We start from the raw sequence: 21,001 nt of genomic DNA on the forward strand, positions 1-21,001 counted from the left end.
TATTCATTTATACGCCGCTATAGTGAAAACGAGCCGCCGTCCGATCCCGGTCACTCGCAGGAGCATCCATGACCACCTCCGCCCCGCACATCACCACTCCGAACCCCGTCGCGAGCGACGCCGCGACAATCCGACCCCGCCCGCGGTGGGCCCGAACCGCCGGCATCCTGATCGCCGTCGGCGGGGCTCTGCTCACCGCGGCGACCGCGATCGAGCTCACCGCCGACGTCGCCACCGAGTCCGGGCCGGCGACGGCCTTCTGGGTACTCTTCCTCGCGAGCACGCTCACCCACGTCGCGGCGATGGTCCCGCTCGCGCTGGGCCGAGGCGACGGGCAGGGCGCCGTGGGCGCGTCTCTCGTGGGCAAGGTCGCGCTCCTCGGATTCGGGGCGCTGTTCCTCGCGAACCAGAGCATGTACCTCGTCACGGCCTACCTGCTGCCGTCCGCCGCGCTCACCGAGGGGGCGCTGGCGTTCCTGGTCGGGATGAGCGCCGCGCAGGGCGTCGCTCTCCTGGTCGGCGGCATCGTCATCGTCCGCGCCGGGGTGCTGACGGGCGGGGCGCGCTGGGCCGTCTTGGTGCTGGCGCTCGTCGGCTTCGCGCTCGGCGTCGTGCTCAACGTGAGCACCGTCGAGGCGCTGTCGAACGCGATGTACTTCGTCTCCACCGGCGCGCAGATCGTCGCGGGGCTCGTGATCTTCCGGTCGACGGTCGCGGCGGCGAAGTAGCGTTCTCCCGTGCCCCGTAGTTACCACTCGCCCAAACGGCAGGCCGACGCCGCGGAGACCCGCGCGACCATCGTCGACGCGGCGGCCCGGCTGTTCGTCCGCGACGGGTACGTCACCACCTCGATCAAGGCGATCGCGGCCGAGGCGGGGGTGTCGGTTCCCACGGTGCATCTGAACGGGCCCAAGCATGCCCTGCTCATCGCGGCGTTCGAGCGCACGTTCGCGGGAGACGAGGGGAGGCACTCGCTCGCCGATCGCCCCGAACTCGTCGCGATCATGGGCGAGCCCGACACCGATACCGCGATCGCCCGGTACGTGGACTTCCTCATCGACGCCAATCAGCGCTCGGCGGCGATCGTTCGCGCGATGGTGGCCGCCGCCGACAGCGACCCCGAGGCGCGCGCCGCCTACCTCGACCTCGAGATGCGCCGCCACCGCGACATGACGATCGCCGCGGGCTGGTTCCAGCAGCGCGGCCGCATCCGCGTCGACCAGCTCGACATCGCTGCCGACGTCCTGGGGCTCCTCACCGGCCCCGATCCGTGGACGCACCTCACCGTGGCCCGCGGGTGGGCCGTCGCCGCCTACCGGACCTGGCTGACGGCCCAGCTCGTCCACCTCGCCGACAACCTCGCCTAGACCCCCGTCCGTCGGCGGACGGGGTCATCCTCGAAGGACTCAGACATGACACCCTCCGCCCTGCTGTGCAGCATGCCCGCCACAGGCCACGTGGGCCCGCTCCTCGTCGTCGCGCAGGAACTGCAGCGGCGCGGGTGGCGCGTGCGCCTGCTCACCGGGTCGCGGTACCAGCGGATGGTGGAGGAGGCCGGCATCCTGTTCCTCCCTCTTCCGGCCGACGCCGACACGCTGGAAGGGATCGGCGCCGACGAACGCGACCGCGGGCTCGCGACCATCAACCGCGGCGTGGAGCGCGCCTTCGTCGACCCCGCAGCGCCGGCGGCGGCCGCCCTCGAGCAGATTCTGCGCGACGAACCCGCCGACGTGGTGCTGCACGACATGACCTTCCTCGGCGTGCAGACCTTGTTCGCACGGCCGCGCTCTCAACGCCCCCTCACCGTGATGTGCGGCATCGGGCCGGCCGGTTTCTCCAGCCGCGACACCGCCCCGTACGGACTCGGCATCACGCCCCTGCGGGTGCCCGCACTCAACCGCCTGCGCAACGGTGTGCTGGGGGTGGCGGCGAGAACGGTGCTGCGTCCCGTGCACCGCTCGCTCGATCTGTTCCTCGCGGGCGTCGGTGCGCCGCCCCTGAACGGCGCGTTCTTCATGGACGTCCTCTCGCGCAGCGACCTGCTCGCGCAGTTCACGGTGCAGGAGTTCGAATACGCCCGCCGCGACGCCCCGGAGGCCCTCCGGTTCTACGGCCCCATGGCATCCGCCGCCGCCCACCCCGTTGCGGCACCGGAGTGGTTCGACGACCTCGACCCGACCCTGCCGCTCGTGCACGTCACGCAGGGAACCGTCGCGAACACCGATTACGCCGAGGTGATCGAGCCGACGCTGGCGGCACTTGCCGACCTGCCCGTGCAGGTGGCGGTGACCACCGGCGGGCGCGACGTCGAGACCTTGCCCGCCCTCCCCGACAACGCCTTCGCCGCGAGCTACCTGCCCTACGACGACCTGCTCGCCCGCACGAGTGTGCTGGTGACCAACGGCGGCTATGGGGGCCTTCACCACGCGATGCGCCACGGCGTACCGATCGTGATCGCCGGCGACTCGGAAGACAAGGTCGAGACCTCCGCGCGCGTGCAGTACGCCCGGGTGGGCGTCAACCTGCGTACGGGGCGTCCGACTCCGGATGCCATCCGCGCGGCCGTCCGGCGCATCCTCGCCGACGACGGCTACGCGGACCGCGCCCGCCGCGTCGGCGACGCGATCGCGCTCGCGCCCGGCGCCCCCGGGCTCGTCGACGACATCGAGCAGATGCTCGGCGCGCGCCGCTGACCCTCCTCCTCCCACCTCACCGAAACGAAGGACACTCCATGACATCTCTCTCCGGACGCACCGCCGTCGTCACCGGCGCCACGAGCGGTATCGGAGCCGCCGTCGCCCGCCGCCTCGCCGAAGCCGGCGCGCGCGTCGTCGTCTCCGGGCGCGATCTCGGCCGCGGCGCTGCCGTCGTACAGGCGATCGTCGACGCGGGCGGAGACGCGCGGTTCGTCGCCGCCGACGTCACGCGCGACGCCGACGTGGCAGCTCTCGCCCGGGACGCGGCATCCGAGGCTCCGATCGACTTCTGGTTCTCGAACGCGGGAACAGAGGGGCCGATCGGTTCGATGGACGCCTGGACCGCCGAGGCCCTGCGCGAAGTGGTGGATGCCAACCTCACCGGCGTGCTGTCAGGACTCCACCACGCCTCGTCGCACATGCGCCGCGGGGGCGTGATCGTCAACACCGCGTCGTTCGTGGGTACGGTGCTGCCCGTTGCGATCGCCGTTCCCTACGCGGCGGCCAAGGCGGGTGTGGTGGCTGCCGGTCGCAGCGCCGCGCCACTGCTGGCTGAGGCGGGCATCGACGTGCTGACCCTGTGCCCCTGGGTGATCGACACTCCGATGGTCGATCGTCTCACCGGCGGCGCGGCCGATGACAAGGCGGGTTTCGCGGCCGGCTTCGCGCCCAGCGGGCGGCTGACCACCGTCGACGACGTCGCGCGGGCGGCGGTCGACCTGCTCACCGAGCAGCCCCGGCGCGCCAGCGGTACGGCGGTTCTCGTGGATGCCGGCCCGACCGTGACCGTTCTGGCGTGACCACCGCCCCGGGCGTCGCCGTCTCGGAGGTGGCTTCTGGCCGGAGTGTCCGCGCCGCTCAGCGCCGAGACTCCGGGCGTCAGGCCCCGGCGACGCGCGCGGCGATGTCGGTGCGGTACTGCCCGCCCTCGAGGCCGATCCGCTCGAGGCCGGCGTAGGCCGCGGTGCGCGCCTCGGCGAACGTCGTGCCGGTGGCGACGACGCTGAGTACGCGTCCGCCGGTGGCCACGAGCTCGCCGTCGCGGAGCGCCGTGGCGGCGTGGGCGACGTGGACGCCGTCGACCTCTTCGGCCTCGTCGACGCCCGTCAGCACTCGACCGGTGAGCGGCGCCTCGGGGTAGCCCTGGCTCGCGAGCACGACCGTCACCGCGGTCGCCTCGGCGAACGCGGGGCGGGGCTGATCCTCGAGCGTGCCCGAGGCAGCGGCCAACAGCAGCCGCGACAGCGGGTCGAGAAGGCGGGGGAGCACGACCTGCGTCTCGGGGTCGCCGAACCGGGCGTTGAACTCGATGACCTTGACGCCCTGCTCGGTGAGGATGAGTCCGGCGTAGAGGAGTCCGATGAAGGGGGTGCCCTCGGCATCCATCCGCCGGATCACCGGTTCGGCGATCGCGCGGGTGACGTGGTCGACGAACTCGTCTTCGCCGCCGAAGCGGTCGGTCAGCCACGGCAGCGGCGAGTAGGCGCCCATGCCGCCGGTGTTGGGGCCCTCGTCGCCGTCGCGCAGGCGCTTGAAGTCCTGCGCGGGGCTGAGAGGTGCGACGTGGTCGCCGTCGCTGAGGAAGAACAACGACACCTCGGGGCCCGAGAGGAACTCCTCGATCAACACGGCGCCGGTGGGCAGATAGGTCTCGGCGTGCGCGATCGCGGCGTCGCGGTCGGAGGTGACGATGACGCCCTTGCCCGCGGCCAGGCCGTCGGCCTTGACCACGTACGGGGCGCCGTACTCGTCGAGAGCCGCTTCGACCGATGCCAGGTCGCCCGCGCGGGCCGATCGTCCGGTGGGGACGCCCGCGGCATCCATGATCCGCTTCGCGTACGTCTTCGAGCCCTCGAGCTGGGCTGCAGCCTTGCCGGGACCGAAGACGGGGATGCCGTGGGCTCGCAGCGGATCGGCGACGCCGGCGACGAGGGGCGCCTCGGGGCCCACGATGACGAGATCGACGGCCTCGGTCTTGGCGAACTCGAGCACGGCCGTGGGGTCGAGCGGATCGAGATCGACCAGGTGCGCCTCGCGGGCGATGCCGGCGTTGCCGGGCGCGGCGAAGATCGCGTGCGACTCCTCTTCGGAGCGCAGGGCGAGGATGATGGCGTGCTCGCGCGCGCCCGAACCGAGGACCAGGATTCTCACGCGGCCAGCCTACCGACCCCGCGACGGGCTGCCTCGAGCGTCCAGGACACGCCGCGACCGCCGAAGCGACGCGGCGTGTGCTGGACGGTCACCGCCGGGGACCGCCCCGGGCACACGCGTCGTCGCGGAACGAGACGAGCGAACGCGTCAGGTGCGCCGGGTCGACGAACGGCGACATGTGCGCGCCGTCGCCGACGTGGAGGACGGCGCGCGGCAGACGCCCGGCGAACGCCGCCATGACCTCGGGCGTCGAGACCCCGTCGTGCCGCTGCGCGAGAAGGGTGACGGGGACGTCGAGCGTCGCGGCCTCGGCGGCTCGGTCGAAGCTGGAGATGGCGCGCAATGCGCGTGCCCAGTCCCGCGGCGCGCGGTGGGCGACCGCGAGGTCGGCTGCCGCACGGACGACCGCGTCGCCGTGTGCCGCCCGTTCTGCGGGAAGGAACCAGCGAGCCAAGCCCGCCTCGACGGGCGGTCCCTCCCCGGCGGCGACCGCGTCGGCGACGGCGGCGAAAGCGGGGAAGGGGGTGTCGCGGCTGCAGAGGACCGTGAGCGAGCGCACCCGCTCGGGCTGGGCCAGTGCCAGCTCGAGCACGATCTGTCCGCCGAAGGAGTGACCGACGAGGTCCCAGCGGCCCGGCGGCAGCGTGGGAGCGAGGCGACCGGCCACCGTGGCCTGGACGTCGACGGTGTCGGGCAGGTGCGACACGTCGGGGCAGACGACGGGCTGGTCCGTGAGCCGCGACGACACCCCGTCCCACACCGCGGGGCTGAGCGGGGTGCCGTGAACCAGGACCCAGGTCGTCACGCACTCATGGTGGCACCTCGCCGTCCGTGCGCGCGATGCCGGGCGGAAGGGTCGACGTGGCGAGTGCGGGTGCGCTACCCGCCGGGTCGCGTGACCCGCGGGTAGCGTGGATGCCATGCCTCCCCGCCGTATCGAGACCGGAGACGGCCGTGCAGCCCTCGCCGCCGTCGCCGCCGGAGACGCCCCGCGCCCGGCGACCGCCACAGCGGTGCGTTACCTGCTGCAGCTGCTGGCCGAGAAGGCGCCCGGCAACTCGGTCGAGATGCGTGTGCCGCCCTTCGGTGCCGTGCAGGTGATCGAGGGCCCCCGCCACACGCGAGGCACCCCGCCCAACGTCGTCGAAACCGACGCCGCCACCTGGATCGCCGTCGCGACGGGCCAGGAGCACTGGGCGGATGCCACGACCGCGGGCCGCATCGTCGCCTCCGGCGTGCGCGCCGACATCAGCGCGCTGCTCCCGCTGCGGCCGTAGCCCGGACCGCGCCCCCGCGGCTCATCGCCGAGATCACACGATCCGCGCGAGATCACCGGATCGAGCCGCGCAACACCGCGTGATCTCAGGCGGAACGTGTGACCTCGCTGACCGGACCGAGGCCGAAGGCTGGCGCGCGCTACCGGCAGACCGGCCCGTCGGGAGTCATCGCTGGACCGGGTCGGCGCCGCCGGCGAGGAACCGCACCAGGTCGCGGCGGGTCGGGGCCGCCTCCCAGTCGCCGGGTACGAGGCACGCCATCGCTCCGCAGGCGTTGGCGCGCACGAGCGTGTCGGCGACGTCGAGTCCCTCGAGGTGGGCGCTGAGGTAGCCGGCGACGAAAGCGTCTCCGGCGCCGACGGTGTCGAGGGGGTCGATGACGAAGCCGAGCGCCTCGGTGACGCCGGTGCCGGTGAAGACCGCCGCCCCTGCGGGGCCGCGTTTGACCACGACCTGCTCGACGCCGGCGACGAGCAGCGATTCCGCGGCATCCGGGGTCAGCAGGGCGAACTCCTCCACGCCGCCGAAGACCAGCGTCGCGCGCTCGGCGATCTCGCGCAGGAGGGGCCCGGCGACGTCGGGGGCCGCCAGCGCTGAGCGGTAGTTCACGTCGAAGCTCACCGGTACGCCGGCGTCGCGCGCACGATCGACGGCGGCGAGCACCGTGTCGCGTGCGCTGGGCGACAGCAGCGGCGTGATGCCCGTGACGTGGAGCAGGTCGGCATCCTCGATCCATCCCGCGGGGATGTCGGAAGGGGCGAGGCGCGAGCCGGCCGAGCCGCGCCGGTAGTAGTGGACCGCGGTGGATGCCGCGGAGGGACGCTCCTTCAGCATGAGGCCCGTGGGCGCATCGGCGTCGACGAGCGCGTGCACGTCGAGGCCTTCTCCGCGCAGCTCGCGTGCGATGCGCTCGCCGAGGGGGTCGTCGCCCACGCGGCCGAGCCAGGAGGTGTCGATCCCGAGGCGCCGCAATCCGACGGCGACGTTGCTCTCGGCCCCGCCGATGCCGAGGGCGAGGCCCGCGGCGTGACGCAGCGACCCGATCTCGGTCGTGCGGGCGAGCGCCATCGTCTCGCCGAGGGTGACGACGCGGGTCACGAGCCGTGCCCCGCGTCGCGGGCCGACCCCGCAGCCGCGCGCGCCACGCCGGACCGGCCGACCGTCGAGGTCGCGATCCAGGCCTGACCCGCCGGGGACGCGCCGCTCACGCCGAGACCCCCACGTACCGCGCCGCTCACGCCGAGACCCCCGCGCACACCGCGACGAACCGCTCGGCCCGCTCTCGCAATGCGCCCAGGTCGCCGCCGCGGAACGCGTCGCCGAGCAGAGGCCCGCCGACGCTGACCGCCACGGCGCCCGCCGCCAGCCAGGCGGCTGCGCTGTCGGCATCCACCCCTCCCGAGGGGACGACGGCGATGTCGGGGAAGGGACCGCGCAGATCCTTGAGGTATGCGGGACCGACCTGGCCGGCCGGGAACACCTTGACCGCCGAGGCGCCCGCCGACCACGACGCGAACAGCTCGGTGGGGGTGAGCCCGCCCGGGACGATCGGCATGCCGGCGGCGACCGCGCGCTCGACGAGGGCGGTCGAGGTGATCGGGGTGACGACGTAGTCGGCGCCGACGGCGATCGCGCGCTCGAGCTGGTCGAGGTTCGTGACCGTCCCGATGCCGAGGTCGCCGTCGAACGACGCGCGGAGTTCGGCGAAGGCGTCGAAGGTGCCCGGCGTCGTGAGGGTCAGCTCGACGCTCTGCACGCCCGCATCGGCGAGGGCCGTGAGCACCGGAGCGTAGTCCGAGGCCGCGGACGCGCGGGCGACCACGACGAGCTTCGACGAGACGGTGCGGGTGGGAAGCTCACCAGTCATGGACGGTCCCATCCAGCAGGCGGTTCACGGGCAGGTACGCCTTCGTGTACTCGAACGCACCGGCGGCCTCTTCGTCGAGCTCGACGCCGAGACCGGGCTGGTCGCCGGGGTGCAGGAAGCCCCTGTCGAAGGTGAAGGAGGTCTGGAACACCTCGAGCGTCTGCTCGTTGTGCGGCATGTACTCCTGGATGCCGAAGTTGTGGATCGCGAGGTCGAGGTGAAGCGCCGCCGCCATGCCGACGGGCGAGATGTCGGTGGGACCGTGGATGCCGGAGCGGATGCCGTAGATCGCGGCGAAGTCGAGCAGCTTCTTCATCGCGGTGATGCCGCCGGTGTGGGTCACGGCCGAGCGGACGTAGTCGATCAGGCGCTCGGTGATGAGCGTCTGGTAGTCGTACACGGTGTTGAAGACCTCGCCGATCGCGAGCGGGGTGGTGGAGTGCTGGCGGATGAGGCGCAGCGCCGTCTGGTCCTCGCCGGGGGTGGCGTCCTCGAGCCAGAACAGGTCGTAGGGCTCGACGTCCTTCGCGAAGCGCGCGGCCTCGATCGGCGACATGCGGTGGTGACCGTCGTGGAGGATGCGGAGGTCGGTGCCGAACTCCTCGCGGATCTTCGAGAAGACCCCGGGCATGTGGTTGAGGTACTGGCGGGTGTCCCACGTCTCCTCGGCCGGGCGGTCACCGGAGCGCTTCGCGGGTTCGTAGTCGTAGCGCACACCGGGGCCGGCGGCCGAGACGCCGTAGATCTGGCCGAGGCCGGGAACGCCGGTCTGCACGCGCACGGCGGTGAAGCCGAGTTCGCGGTAGCCCGTGATGGCGTTGGCCAGGGCCTCGAAGTCGGTGCCCGAGGCGTGGGCGTAGACGCGGACGCCGTCGCGGCTCGCGCCTCCGAGCAGCTGGTACAGCGGCATCCCGGCCTTCTTGGCCTTGATGTCCCACAGCGCCATGTCGACCGCGGCGATCGCGGCCATGGTCACCGGTCCGCGGCGCCAGTACGCCCCGCGGTAGAGGTACTGCCAGGTGTCTTCGATGCGGTCCTCGTCGCGGCCGATCAGCATCGAGGCGAGGTGGTCGGAGAGGTACGACGCCACCGACAGCTCGCGGCCGTTGAGGGTGGCATCCCCCCATCCGACGACGCCGTCGCTCGTGGTGACCTTCAGGGTGACGAAGTTGCGTCCGGGGCTGGTGACGATGACGTCGACGGAGGCGATGCTCATGAGGGACTTCCTGGTCGAGAGGTGAAGGGGCGGCGAACGGGCTCGTCGCCCGGAGGGGGCGGTATCCGGGACCGGGGTCCTCCGCCGCGGGGGAGGGATACCGGGCGGGCCCGCCGTCACGAGCCCACCCGGACGCGGACCGCGCGGCCCGCGGGTGACGGAGCTCCCTGGAGGAAGCCCCGCCGGATCACATCGCGGGGCGGGGATCCCGCAGGTCGCGGCCGGTCCACTCGGGTGCGACGATCGCGGCGACCAGGGCGGACGCCGTGAAGATGCCCATGAGCACCATGATCGGGATGATGCTGCCGGTCGCGGCGGCCACCCACGCGGCGGCGACGACCGGGCCGATGCCCGTGGCGATGATGGCGGCGACCTCGCGGACGACGGCGGTGAGGGTGTAGCGGTTGCGGGCACCGAAGATCTCGGGGATCGAGATGTTCTCCATGGATGCCAGCCCCAGCACCGAGATGTTGTGGATCAGCGCGTAGCCGACGAAGATCCAGCCCACCTCGCGGGAGTTGATCAGCAGCAGCGTCGGGACGATCAGCACGAGCGACAGCGACGACATCACGATGTACATCCGGCGGCGACCGACCTTGTCGCCGAGGAAGCCGACGAGGGGGATCGTGATGAAGCCGATCAGCGACGACACGATGACGATCTCGGGGCCGACCTCCTTCGAGATCGCGAGGGTGATCGTGATGAACGAGATGAGGTAGGTCTGCACGATGCCCGAGTTGCCGGCCTGGCCGAAGCGCAGGAAGAACGACACGAGGATGGCCTTCAGCGGCTTCTTCTGCAGCGACTCGAGCGTGCGGACGTCGTTGGTCTCTGTGGCGACCTTCTGGAGTTCGGCCCGCGAGAGCGCCTTGCCGTCGACGACGTCGGTGCGCTCCTCGAAGACCGGGCTCTCCTTGAGGTTGAAGCGCACCCACAGGGCGAAGAGCATGATCACGGCGCTGCCGATGAAGGGGATGCGCCAGCCCCACGCGATGACGTCGCTCTCCATCATCACGGCGAGCAGGATCGCCCAGATGCCCGAGGCGAAGAGGGTTCCGCAGTTGGTGCCGAGGGCGACCAGCGAGGCGACGACGCCGCGGCGGTTGTCGGGGGCGTACTCGGCGAGCATGACGCCCGCGCCCGAGATCTCGGCCCCCGCACCGAAGCCCTGCGCGAGACGCAGGATCACCAGCAGGATCGGAGCCAGGATGCCGACCTGTTCGTACGTGGGCAGCACGCCGATGAGGGTGGTCGCAGCCCCCATGAGCAGGATCGTGTAGAAGAGCACCTGCTTGCGGCCGATCTTGTCGCCGATGCGGGCGAAGAAGAACGCGCCGACCGGGCGGGCAACATAACCCACGCCGTAGGTCGCCATCGCCAGGACGACCGCCATGGCGGCATCCCCTCCGGCGAAGAAGATCTGGCTGAAGACCAGGGCGGCGGCCAGCGAGTAGAGCTGGAAGTCCATGAACTCCAGCGCGGTGCCGAGCCAGCCCGAGACGGCGGCGCGGGCGAGGTCGCCGGTCGACCTCTTGGCGACGGGCGGTGACGTCGAGGCGTCGACGCCGGGGGCGGAAGAGCTGCTCATCGGATTACTCCTTCGTAGTGATGACGGGTCTGTGACAGCGGGTGTCGGTGGGTTAAAGGGAGAGGAGGACCTTGGCGGATGCCGAGGAGTCGCGCGCGGTGGCGAACGCGCTGACGGCGTCGGTCGCGGGCACGACGTGCGAGACGACCGCGTCGAGGGTGTCGGTCGACGCCAGCATCGCGATGGCGTCGTCGATCTCGGTCGAGAAGCGGAACGCACCGCGCAGCGTGAGCTCCTTCGCGAGCATCGGGGCGAGGTTCACTCCGAGCTCGGCATCGGGGAGCATGCCGACCTGCACGACGGTGCCCGCACGGCGGGCCGCGCGCACGGCCTGCGTGAGGGCGACCCCCACGCCCGAGCACTCGAACACGACGTCGAACGATTCGTTCTCGATCGTGTCGGTGCCGACGAGGAAGGTCTCGGTCGCACCGAGTGTCCGCGCCCGTTCGAGGGGCTCGGGGCGCACGTCGCTCGCGCCCACGACCGCGGCGCCCGCGTGGACGGCCGCGGCGGCGACGAGCAGGCCGATCGGACCCGCGCCGATGACGAGGGCGCGCCTGCCCGTGAGGTCACCGGCCAGGCTCACCGCGTGGATGGCGACGGCCAGCGGCTCGGCGAGGGCGGCGCGCTCGAGGGGGAGCCCCTCGGGCAGGACGCGCACCATGTGCTCCTCCACGATGAGCAGTTCGGCGGCGCCGCCCTGACGGTGGGGGAATCCTGCGGCGCTGCCGAGGTAGTCACCGCCCGCGCGCAGGTGCGGGCGGTCTTCGAGACCCGCGACCGAGGGGCCGAATCGTGCCGGGTGCACGGTGACGGGGGTCCCCGGCGCGAGGCGCCCCGAGGGGTCGAGGTCGACCTCGGCGGAGAGCTCGTGACCGGGGGTCAGGGGCTCGCGAACGGCGTACTCGCCGTTCTTGCCGTGGAAGTAGTAGTGCAGGTCGGAGCCGCAGATGCCGACGTAGCGCACGCGCAGGCGCACCTCGCCGTCACCGGGCTCCGGGGTGGGGCGGTCTTCCCAGCGGATGTCTTCCGCGCCGTGGATCGCGAGAAGCTTCATCGCGTCTCCTTCGTGTCGTGTGCGCTCCGGGAGCGCCGGGTGGTCAGGGGGTGGTGGTCGCCAGGGCGCGGGATGCCGAGAGGGCGTCGGCGACGGCGCTGTCGACCCCGCGCTGCACGATGGTGTCGAGCAGGTCACCGACCCGGTCGACGAAGGCGGTGCGGTGCGCGAGGTCTTCGCCGAACAGGTGCAGGTCGACGATGGCGCGGGCCGCGAGGTCGCGGCCGCCGCGCACGGCACCCGCGGTGAGGCGTTCGCGCGCGTTGTCGTTCATCGCCGCGGCGTGCGGACCCGGGTCGAATCCGGCGGGCGGCGCGACGCAGGCGAGGTAGGCGGCGACCGTGAGGGCGATGAGGTGCGGGAACTCCCCGCGGTCCAGTGCCTGCAGGACGGGACCGGGGATGCGCTGGCCGAGCTTGACCGATCCGTCGGAGCCGACCTGGTCGGTGCGGTGTCCCAGCGCGCTGTTGCCCCAGCGGGCGAACAGCTCGCGCTCGTACTGCTCGACGTCGACGCCCGCGGGCGCGGTGATCGAGGGCTCGTACTCGTGACGCAGCACGGCTGCGGCGGAGGCCTCGATCACGGGGAGGGCGATGGCATCCGGAATCGTCGCCGCGCCCTTCAGAGCGCCGAGGTAGGCGATGAGCGAGTGCGTGCCGTTGAGCAGACGCACCTTGAGCAGCTCGTACGCGCCGACCTCGTCGGTGAACACGGCGCCGCCGGCCTCCCACATCGGTCGTCCCGCGGCGAAGCGGTCTTCGATCGCCCACATCGTGAACGGCTCGGCGGGCACCGGCGCGTCGTCGCGTACGCCGAGCAGGGCGGCGACGCGATCGGCGAACTCCGGGGTCGTCGACGGGACGATGCGGTCGACCATGCTCGAGGGGAAGGTCACCGCGCGGTCGAGGTAGGCGAGGACGTCGGCGCCCTCGGCATCCGGGAGCTCCTGCAGGAACGCCCGCACGAGCTTCTCGGTGTGCGAGCCGTTGGACAGCAGGTTGTCGCAGCTGAGGATCGACACCGGCTCGCCGCCGGCCTGGGCGCGACGCTGGAGTCCGCGTGCGAGCTGCCCGATGGTGGACCGGGGAGCGCCGCCGCGGATGTCGGCGGCGACGATCGGGTCGGCGACGTCGAGCCGCTGACTCGAGGGCGAGTAGTTGTAGCCGTTCTCCGTCACGGTGAGCGTGGCGATGCGGATCCGCGGATCGGCGAGGTCGGCGACCACGCGCGCCGGGTCGTCGGCGGCGACGTAGGAGTCGGTGTGCACGCCCGGAATCTCCAGCGAGGTGCCCTCCGGCGAGACGGTCGCGACGGCGTAGAGGTGATCCTGCGCGTGCAGGGAGTCGACGATGCGGCGCGACCGCGAGGCGACGCCGACGATTCCCCAGTCCCCGCCGTCGGAGCGGAGGGCGGCGGCGGTGTAGACGGCCTGGTGCGCACGGTGGAAGCTGCCGAGCCCGAGGTGGAGGATCCCGGCGGAGGCGGGCGAGGGTGGCACGACCGCCGACGTGGCCGCGTCGCGGCTCAGACGGGCGGTCATGCGCGTACTCCGCTGAACGCGGCGGGAGTCGCCTGGTAGGGATCGTCGATGATCGGCATGGCAAGAGTGTGCAGCAGGTTGTACAAACTTGTCAAGCTTTTGCACAGAGGGATGCACGATGATGGGAGGACGACGACGGGAGGTGGAGATGGCGGCGAACCTCACGGAGGTGGCGCGGCACGCGGGAGTGTCCATCGCCACCGCGTCGCGCGCCTTCGGCGAACCCGACCGATTGGCCCCCGCCACGCTCGAACGGGTGCGCCGTTCCGCGGCCGAGCTGGGCTACGCGACGCCCCAAGCGGCCACCGGCACGCGCACGATCGCCGTGGTGGTTCCGGATGCCGCCAACCCCGTGTACGCCACCCTGCTCAAGGCCATCCAGGGTCAGGCGTGGCACGGTCGCCACCGCATCGTGCTGTTCGACGCCGACGAGGATCTGCGCCGCGAGCGCGAAGCCATCGAGCTCGGATGCCGCACCGACGGTCTCGTGCTGTGTTCCCCGCGCCTTCCCGAGGTGGAGGTGCTGGGGCTCGTGCGCGACACTCCGCACGTCGTCGTCAACCGCGTCCTTCCCGGAGCGCTCTGCGTGGTGATGGACGCCGAGCGGGGACCGACGCAGGCGGTCGAGCACCTCTCGGCCCTCGGTCACGATCACGTCGCCTATGCGTCGGGGCCGCACGGGTCCTGGGCCGACGAGCAGCGCGCCGGCTCCGTGGCACGCGCCTGCGAGCGTTTCGGCATCCGTCTGACGCGGTTGAGCCATCACGCGGCATCCATTCAAGGAGGCCGGGCAGGGGCCGCGGCCGCCGTCGCCAGCGGCGCCACCGCGGTCATCGCCTACAACGACCTCGTCGCCCTGGGCCTCGAGGCGGGCATGGCCGAGCTCGGCCGCGTCTGCCCCGACGACATCAGCATCGTCGGCATCGACGACATCGATCTGGCCGGGGCGGTCACGCCGAGCCTCACGACCGTGCGCATGCCCATCGCGCGCGCCGGTGCCCTGGCCGTCGACCTGCTGCTGCAGGCGATGGTCGGCGCCGCGCCGACCGGCGAGACGGTGCTGCCCTCGCAGCTGATCGTGCGCAGTTCCACAGCGCCCCCGCGCGTGCCCCGTCGCTGACGCGCGTCGGGGCGTCGGCCTCATCCGCGCGCCGAACCCGCCTCCGTTCGCCGATCCCCTGGACGTCCGCGACCATCTCGTGCGGTCTGGACGCTCGCGTACGGAGGGGACGATGCCCGCCGCCGCGTCCGCCCTGCCGCCTGCCTCGACGCCGAAAGGTCACGACCCACAGCGAACCCGACGGTGGGACAATGAAGACATGGCCGAGCAGCCCGACCCCGAACGACCGGTATACGTCCGCGACGATATCGAGACCGCGACCGTGCGTCGCGCGCCCAAATACGGCGTGTTCCTGGCGGCGGGGGCGTTCCTCGGCATCCTCGTCGCCCTCATCCTGAGTGTGGCCATCGACGGTTCCGACGTCAGTCCGTACACGCAGGTCGTCTACTCGCAGCTGCAGGTGTTCGGTTTCACCGCGCTCATCTGCGTCGTGGCCGGTGTCGCCCTCGCGGCGATCGTCGCGCTGGTCTTCGAGCGGGTGCTCGGCGGACGCACGCGGCAGGTCACCGTCGACCACGAGCAGTACGAGGTCTGAGCCTCACGCCAGCTCCGCGATGATCGGGTGGATCGCGGTGTCGAAGGCCACGACGTCGCTGCGCAGGCCGTCGGTGACCGCCACCGTGAGCGAGCCGATCCACCACACCCCGCGCTGCGTCAGTGGCAGCACCTGGACGTTCAGCTCGAAAGAGTGAGCCCGTCGCCCGACAGCTCGCTCGTGTGCGGCGATGGCGCTGGCGTAGGCGCGGTACGACACTCCGGGCCGCGCTGCCGACTCCCGCGCGTAGCGGTCATGGCCGAGGCGCGCGAAGTCCACCGCGTCGTCGGCGTGCGCCGCCACGGCTTCGCGGAGCGTGTCGGCGCCGTCGACGGGCAGCGCAATGAGGCCGTCGAAGCCCTCCACGAGTTCCAGTGGGACGGGTGAGGGGTGCGCCTGGGGCTCCACCGTCATCGCCCAGAACCCCCGCCATTCGCGTTCGAGTTGCGCGTGCGCCGCCTCCGTCTCGTGTCCGACTGCCGGTGGCGGCACGCGCCGCAGGGAGGGCAATTCTTCGGGGGAACGGATGCCGAGCACCTGGCGCAGATACAGCGCGATCAGCACCGATGTCGCCGCGTCCTCGCGGATCACCCACTCCGGCTGGCCGCCCGTCATGGCGCCATTGTAAGGACGCTCCGTGCCCAGGGGGATGGATCTTGCGCCCGGTCGGGCGTTCGGCGGGGAGAGCGGAGGGGCGGGGACGGCGGCAGCGCCGTGTGCGGGGCGTCGGGCGCGGGGCGCGGGGCGCCGGGGCGACGAGCCGGGGGCGAGAGGAGGGGTTGGGGTGAGGGGAGGGCCGTACGCAGGGATTGCTCCTCCGACCCTCCCTCGTCCTCTACTCGTCACCTGCGGCACGGCTCCTCCCCAGCCCGCGCGCCCGGGTATTTCTCCCCCGGAGGCGCCTCGGGCTCTTCGCACGCCTCGGCATTCGACCACCCTGAGCCCCATGTCACGGCGCCCAGATCCCGTCGACCTCGTGAGACAGCGAGGCGGAGTCGTCCGCGGCGTGCGGTTGAGCGAGGCCGGCGCATCGTGGCGCGCGGTGTCTGAGGCCGTGAACGACGGCAGGCTACTGCGGGTGCGCCGTCGGTGGCTCGCTCTGCCCGACGCCGATCCGCACCTCGTCGCCGCCGCGCGCGGAGGCGTGGTGCTCTCCTGTCTCACTGCTGCGGAGCACCTCGGACTGTGGGTCGCGACACGCCGCGGCGTGCATCTCGCCGCCGCGCCTCATGCCGGTCGCGTGGACGTCGCCGAGGGCACTCACGTGCACCGCATGAAGCCGTTGGTGCCTCGGCATCCGGATTCCCTCGTGGATGCCGTGGAGAACACGCTCGTCCTGGCGGCGATGTGCGTCCCCCGGGAGGAGGCGCTGGCGGTCTGGGAATCCGCGCTCAACAAGAGACTCGTCACGATCGACGCCCTGGAACGCCTCGCCCTGCCGGCGAAGGCGCGTGAGATCCTCCGGGTCGCGCAGCCCTTCGCGGACTCCGGGCTCGAGACCATCGTCATCACGCGACTGCGGTGGTTGGGGCTGAGGCTGCTGGCCCAGGCGTGGATACTCGACCACAGGGTCGACCTGTTGATCGGGGACCGGCTCGTTCTGCAGATCGACGGAGCGCATCACGTCGGCGCGCAACGGGCCGAAGACATCCGTTACGACGCCCTGCTGACGCTGAACGGCTACCACGTGATCCGCGTCGGCTACCGGCAGATCGTCGACGATTGGCCGAGCGTGCAGGACCTCGTCACGAGAGCCGTGGCGCAAGGACTCCATCGCGCGCGCCGTCCGTGATCCAGGCCGTGCACCCCGGCGCTGTGCGCTCCCGGTGAGAACGTCTTCGCGCCGGGCGTGCTGCGGGGAGGGGGAGGGGTGGAGGGAGGATGCCGTGGGGATGTGGGTCCTCCACTGGTCCCCGGTCCTCCGCCGGTCAGCGCGCCCGACGGGGCGGGCGGTAGCGACCCGCGCGACGCGCGTGCCTGTCGAGCCCGGGTAGTCTGTTGCGGTGGCCTCAGCTCCCCACGAAAACCCCTATTCCGCCGCCGGCGTCAACACTGCCGCCGGAGACCTCGCCGTCGAATTGATGAAGTCGGCCGTTCGCCGCACCCACGGGCCCGAAGTGCTCGGTGGTGTCGGAGGTTTCGCCGGTCTCTTCGACGCATCCGCCCTGCGCGACTACGCCAAGCCGCTGCTCGCGACTAGCACCGACGGCGTCGGCACGAAGGTGGCGATCGCGCAGGCCATCGACAAACACGACACCATCGGTGAAGACCTGGTGGGCATGGTCGTCGACGACATCGTCGTGGTCGGCGCGCGTCCGCTGTTCATGACCGACTACATCGCGTGCGGCAAGGTCGTGCCGCAGCGGATCGCCGACATCGTCGCGGGCATCGCCCGCGGCTGCTCCCTGACCGGCACGGCTTTGGTCGGCGGCGAGACCGCCGAGCACCCGGGACTTCTCGGCATCGACGATTACGACGTGGCCGGCGCCGCGACGGGCGTGGTCGAGGCCGACCGTATCCTCGGCGCCGACCGGGTGAAGGGCGGCGACGTCGTCCTCGCGCTCGCCTCCAGCGGCCTGCACTCCAACGGCTACTCCCTCGTGCGCCACATCATCGCCGGCGCGGGTATCGCGTACGGTGCCGCGTCCGCCGATCTCGGCGGCACGTGGGGCGAGGCACTCCTCGAGCCCACGCGTCTGTACACCTCGCCGCTGCTGCGCCTCCTCGACGACGGCGCGGTGGGCTCCGGCATCCACTCGCTCAGTCACGTGACGGGCGGCGGTATCGCCGCCAACCTCGCGCGTGTCCTGCCGCAGAACACGTGGGTCGACGTCGACCGCTCCACGTGGAGCCCCTCGCCGGTGTTCCGCGTGCTCGCCGACATGGGCGGGCTGGAGCTGATCGCGACCGAGGGCACATGGAACCTCGGCATCGGCTTCCTCGCCGTCGTCGCACCCGAGATCGCGGATGCCGCGATCGCGGCGCTCACGGCCGAGGGCATCGCCACGTGGCAGGTCGGCGTCGTCCGTGACGACGTGCGCCCCGAAGGCGAGTACGAACAGGGCGCGAAGGGCGTCGACGGAGGCGCAGTGCGCCTGGTCGGGACGTACGCGGATGCCGGACACCCGGCGAACGGAGCGAGCTAACACCCCATGTGCGGCATCGTCGGCATGGCCGGGCAAGGCCCGGTCAACCAGGAGATCTACGACGCGCTCCTCCTCCTCCAGCACCGTGGACAGGACTCCACGGGCATGGCCACCGCCGAGGCGAGCGGTGTCTTCCACATCCACAAGGCCCGCGGCCAGGTGCGCGAGGCGTTCCGCACCCGCGACATGCGGGCCCTCCTCGGCGACATCGGCCTCGGCCATGTGCGTTACGCCACCAAGGGCACCGCGTCGAACGAAGAAGAGGCGCAGCCCTTCTACGTCAACGCCCCCTACGGCATCGTGCTGGTGCACAACGGCAACCTGACGAACACGCGCGAGCTCACCCGCGAGTTGTTCAGCAAGGACCGCCGTCACCTCAACACCAGCAGCGACACCGAGCTGCTCGTGAACATCCTGGGTTCCGAGCTCCAGTCCGAGATCACCGGACCCGATCTCGACCCCGCGCAGGTCTTCCGCGCGGTCGCCCGCGTGCACGAGCGCGTCGAGGGCTCCTACGCCTCGATCGCCCTCATCGCCGGCTACGGACTCCTCGCCTTCCGCGACCCCTTCGGCATCCGTCCCCTCATCCTCGGCAAGCGCCCCGCCGCCGACGTGCCGGGCGGCGAGCCGCGCGACGAGTTCATCGTGGCATCCGAGTCGCTCGTGCTCGAGAACGCCGGCTTCGAGGTCGTGCGCGACATCGAGCCCGGCGAGGCGGTGTTCGTCGCCCTCGACGGCACGCTCCACGCCCAGCAGTGCGCGCCGAACGCGACCCTGGCGCCCTGCTCGTTCGAGTACGTCTACCTGGCTCGCCCGGACTCCGTGATGAACGGCGTCTCGGTCTACGAGACGCGCCTGCGCATGGGGGAGCGGCTCGCCGACACGGTCGCGAAGTACACCCCCGCGGGGTCCATCGACGTTGTCATGCCGATCCCCGACTCCGCCCGCCCGGCGGCGATGCAGGTCGCCCGCAAGCTCGGCATCGAGTATCGCGAGGGCTTCTACAAGAATCGTTACGTCGGCAGGACCTTCATCATGCCCGGGCAGGCCGTGCGCAAGAAGAGCGTGCGCCAGAAGCTCAACGCCATGTCGACCGAGTTCCAGGGCAAGAACGTCCTCCTGGTCGACGACTCGATCGTGCGCGGCACGACCAGCCGCGAGATCATCCAGATGGCTCGGGATGCCGGGGCGCTCAGCGTGACGTTCGCATCGGCCGCGCCGCCGGTGCGGTTCCCGCATGTGTACGGCATCAACATGCCTTCGCGGCACGAGCTGGTGGCCCACGGCCGGACGATCCCCGAGATCGCGCAGGAACTGGGCTGCGACTACCTTGTCTACCAGGAGGTCGACGACCTCAAGGCCGCGATCATGGAGGGCACCGACCTGGCCGACCTCGACATGAGTTGCTTCGATGGCCGGTACGTCACCGGCACCGTGTCGGAGGAGTACCTCGCCTGGGTCGAGGGCAGCCAGGAGTCTTGACCCACCGCGCGGCGGGACACGTCGCGCTCGCCGCGGCCGCCGTCGTCCTGCTGGCGTTGACGCTGCGCATCGCGGTCGCGTCGTTGTCCCCGTTGCTCACGGCGATCGGGCGTGACTTCGAGGTGCCCGCCGCCGTGGTCGGGCTCATCGGCATGGCGCCACCCGTGGCCTTCGCGCTGTCGGGCATGGTGACGCCGGCGATCGAGCGACGACTCGGGCTGGAGCGCACGGTGCTCGTCGCCGCGATCGTCGGCGCCGTGATGCTGGCGCTGCGGGCGGCCGCCGTCGACGCTTGGACGCTGCTGGCGGCCACCGCAGGTGTCTTCGCCGCCGTGGGGGTGGCGAACGTGCTGCTGCCCACCGTGGTGAAGAAGTACTTCCCGGAGCGCATCGGACTCATGACCACCGTGTACTCGACCACGATGGCCGTGGCGACGTTCACGCCGCCGCTCGTGGCGGTGCCCCTCGCTGAGGCGGTCGGCTGGCGGGGGTCGTTCGTGACGTGGGCGGCCGTGGCGGTGGTCGCGGTGGTGCCGTGGATCGGGATGAGCCTGCGCGCCCGTGCCTCGCGCTCCGACATCGTCGCGCAACCCCGGGCGTCGGTGCTGTCGCGTATCGTGCGGGTGCCGCAGACCTGGGCGCTCGTGATCACGTTCGGCGTGAACTCCGCCGTCGCGTACGGGATGTTCGCGTGGCTGCCGCTGATCCTCATCGACGACGCCGGGGTGGATGCCGCCGAGGCGGGCGGTCTGCTCGCCCTCTTCGCGTTCATGGGGCTACCGGTCTCGCTGCTGGTGCCCGTGCTCGTGGCGCGTCTCGGGCGGACGACCCCGTTCTACGCGGTGGCGATCCTCGGAGGACTGACGGGGATCGTCGGTCTTCTCGTGGCGCCCGCGGCGGCGACCGCACTGTGGGTGGTGCTCATCGGCATCCCGCCCCTGATGTTCCCGCTCGCCCTCGTGCTGTTCGGTCTGCGCACGCGCTCGCACGAGACCGCCGTCGCGGTCAGCGCCTTCGTGCAGAGCGCGGGCTACGCCTTCGCGGCGCTCACGCCCCTCGCGATCGGGGTGACCCACGAGCTGACCGGCGGGTGGACGGCGGGGCTCCTCGTGCTCGGCGTGGCATTGCTGCTCGTCGTTCCCGCCGCGATCGTCATGGCCAGGCGGGAGTCGGTCGAGGAGGCGTGGGAGAGGCGCACCGGGCACCGCTGGTGACATTGCCGCCGCTGGGGAGCGGCGAAAGGTGTGGGGCGGGTGAAATTGCCGTCCGCATGCCCGTCGATGCGACGTAGTCGGTGCCGCGTACGTCTGTGGATCCCTAGAGTGG

20 protein-coding genes are annotated in these 21,001 nt (G+C 71.7%); 11 read left to right on the forward strand and 9 right to left on the reverse strand.

Features of this window, described 5'->3' with window-relative positions:
* The first annotated feature begins 68 nt into the window (after positions 1–68).
* The 4 genes from MT347_RS00555 to MT347_RS00570 are packed head-to-tail and all read left to right on the forward strand — an operon-like array spanning position 69 to position 3,496.
* Complete coding sequence (locus MT347_RS00555) at positions 69–728, forward strand: hypothetical protein (protein ID WP_243497120.1); 660 nt, start codon at positions 69–71, stop codon at positions 726–728.
* Between the two features lie 9 nt (positions 729–737).
* Positions 738–1,367 carry a TetR/AcrR family transcriptional regulator gene (locus tag MT347_RS00560; protein ID WP_243497121.1) on the forward strand — a complete coding sequence of 210 codons (630 nt, stop codon included), beginning with the start codon at positions 738–740 and terminating at the stop codon, positions 1,365–1,367.
* A 45-nt stretch (positions 1,368–1,412) separates the two neighbouring features.
* Positions 1,413–2,693: a glycosyltransferase gene (locus tag MT347_RS00565; RefSeq protein ID WP_243497122.1), complete on the forward strand. Its 1,281-nt coding sequence runs from the start codon at positions 1,413–1,415 to the stop codon at positions 2,691–2,693.
* A 38-nt stretch (positions 2,694–2,731) separates the two neighbouring features.
* Entirely contained in the window at positions 2,732–3,496 is a 765-nt protein-coding gene (locus MT347_RS00570; protein ID WP_243497123.1) for an SDR family NAD(P)-dependent oxidoreductase, read from the forward strand.
* 79 nt (positions 3,497–3,575) lie between these two features.
* Here the strand turns inward: MT347_RS00570 and purD are convergent, their stop codons facing one another.
* Entirely contained in the window at positions 3,576–4,847 is a 1,272-nt protein-coding gene (gene purD, locus MT347_RS00575) for a phosphoribosylamine--glycine ligase (RefSeq protein WP_243497124.1), read from the reverse strand.
* Positions 4,848–4,935: 88 nt separating this feature from the next.
* Positions 4,936–5,652 (reverse strand): alpha/beta fold hydrolase, encoded by a 717-nt coding sequence (locus MT347_RS00580; RefSeq protein ID WP_243497125.1) that lies wholly within the window; start codon positions 5,650–5,652, stop codon positions 4,936–4,938.
* A gap of 115 nt (positions 5,653–5,767) precedes the next feature.
* On the opposite strand from MT347_RS00580, the gene MT347_RS00585 reads away from it, so the two are divergent.
* Complete coding sequence (locus tag MT347_RS00585; RefSeq protein WP_243223984.1) at positions 5,768–6,124, forward strand: sterol carrier family protein; 357 nt, start codon at positions 5,768–5,770, stop codon at positions 6,122–6,124.
* A 165-nt stretch (positions 6,125–6,289) separates the two neighbouring features.
* On the opposite strand, the gene MT347_RS00590 is transcribed toward MT347_RS00585, so the two are convergent.
* The 6 genes from MT347_RS00590 to MT347_RS00615 all read right to left on the reverse strand — a co-directional run bounded on the left by MT347_RS00590 (position 6,290) and on the right by MT347_RS00615 (position 13,392).
* Positions 6,290–7,222, reverse strand: a complete 933-nt coding sequence (locus MT347_RS00590; protein WP_243497126.1) for a sugar kinase — start codon at positions 7,220–7,222, stop codon at positions 6,290–6,292.
* 136 nt (positions 7,223–7,358) lie between these two features.
* Positions 7,359–7,991, reverse strand: coding sequence for a bifunctional 4-hydroxy-2-oxoglutarate aldolase/2-dehydro-3-deoxy-phosphogluconate aldolase (locus MT347_RS00595; protein ID WP_243497127.1), 633 nt, complete (start codon positions 7,989–7,991; stop codon positions 7,359–7,361).
* Positions 7,981–9,207 (reverse strand): D-mannonate dehydratase ManD, encoded by a 1,227-nt coding sequence (gene manD, locus MT347_RS00600; RefSeq protein ID WP_243497128.1) that lies wholly within the window; start codon positions 9,205–9,207, stop codon positions 7,981–7,983. Before manD ends, MT347_RS00595 begins: the two co-directional genes overlap by 11 nt.
* 187 nt (positions 9,208–9,394) lie before the next feature.
* The gene (locus MT347_RS00605) at positions 9,395–10,795 is read right to left on the reverse strand and encodes an MFS transporter (protein ID WP_243497129.1); all 1,401 of its coding nucleotides are present in this window, start codon (positions 10,793–10,795) and stop codon (positions 9,395–9,397) included.
* 52 nt (positions 10,796–10,847) lie between these two features.
* On the reverse strand, positions 10,848–11,852 hold the full coding sequence (locus tag MT347_RS00610; RefSeq protein WP_243497130.1) for an L-idonate 5-dehydrogenase: 1,005 nt from the start codon (positions 11,850–11,852) through the stop codon (positions 10,848–10,850).
* 43 nt (positions 11,853–11,895) lie between these two features.
* Positions 11,896–13,392, reverse strand: coding sequence for a mannitol dehydrogenase family protein (locus tag MT347_RS00615; protein WP_243497132.1), 1,497 nt, complete (start codon positions 13,390–13,392; stop codon positions 11,896–11,898).
* Positions 13,393–13,510: 118 nt separating this feature from the next.
* Between MT347_RS00615 and MT347_RS00620 the strand changes: the two genes are divergently transcribed.
* Both MT347_RS00620 and MT347_RS00625 read left to right on the forward strand, forming a co-directional pair.
* A complete protein-coding gene (locus tag MT347_RS00620; RefSeq protein WP_243497133.1) occupies positions 13,511–14,512 on the forward strand; it encodes a LacI family DNA-binding transcriptional regulator in 1,002 nt (333 codons plus the stop codon).
* 199 nt (positions 14,513–14,711) lie between these two features.
* Complete coding sequence (locus MT347_RS00625; RefSeq protein WP_243497134.1) at positions 14,712–15,047, forward strand: potassium transporter Trk; 336 nt, start codon at positions 14,712–14,714, stop codon at positions 15,045–15,047.
* Positions 15,048–15,050: 3 nt separating this feature from the next.
* Here MT347_RS00625 and MT347_RS00630 read toward each other — a convergent pair whose 3' ends face one another.
* Positions 15,051–15,662, reverse strand: a complete 612-nt coding sequence (locus tag MT347_RS00630; RefSeq protein ID WP_243497136.1) for a zinc-binding alcohol dehydrogenase — start codon at positions 15,660–15,662, stop codon at positions 15,051–15,053.
* Positions 15,663–16,023: 361 nt separating this feature from the next.
* On the opposite strand from MT347_RS00630, the gene MT347_RS00635 reads away from it, so the two are divergent.
* The 4 genes from MT347_RS00635 to MT347_RS00650 all read left to right on the forward strand — a co-directional run bounded on the left by MT347_RS00635 (position 16,024) and on the right by MT347_RS00650 (position 20,889).
* Positions 16,024–16,839, forward strand: coding sequence for an endonuclease domain-containing protein (locus tag MT347_RS00635; RefSeq protein WP_243497138.1), 816 nt, complete (start codon positions 16,024–16,026; stop codon positions 16,837–16,839).
* Between the two features lie 211 nt (positions 16,840–17,050).
* Positions 17,051–18,193, forward strand: a complete 1,143-nt coding sequence (gene purM / locus MT347_RS00640) for a phosphoribosylformylglycinamidine cyclo-ligase (RefSeq protein ID WP_243497142.1) — start codon at positions 17,051–17,053, stop codon at positions 18,191–18,193.
* A gap of 6 nt (positions 18,194–18,199) precedes the next feature.
* Positions 18,200–19,675: an amidophosphoribosyltransferase gene (purF, locus tag MT347_RS00645; RefSeq protein ID WP_243497145.1), complete on the forward strand. Its 1,476-nt coding sequence runs from the start codon at positions 18,200–18,202 to the stop codon at positions 19,673–19,675.
* Positions 19,672–20,889 carry a CynX/NimT family MFS transporter gene (locus tag MT347_RS00650; protein WP_243497146.1) on the forward strand — a complete coding sequence of 406 codons (1,218 nt, stop codon included), beginning with the start codon at positions 19,672–19,674 and terminating at the stop codon, positions 20,887–20,889. Before purF ends, MT347_RS00650 begins: the two co-directional genes overlap by 4 nt.
* Positions 20,890–21,001: the final 112 nt, after the last annotated feature.

This window comes from Microbacterium sp. VKM Ac-2923 (genome assembly GCF_022815605.1).
Lineage (GTDB): Bacteria > Actinomycetota > Actinomycetes > Actinomycetales > Microbacteriaceae > Microbacterium.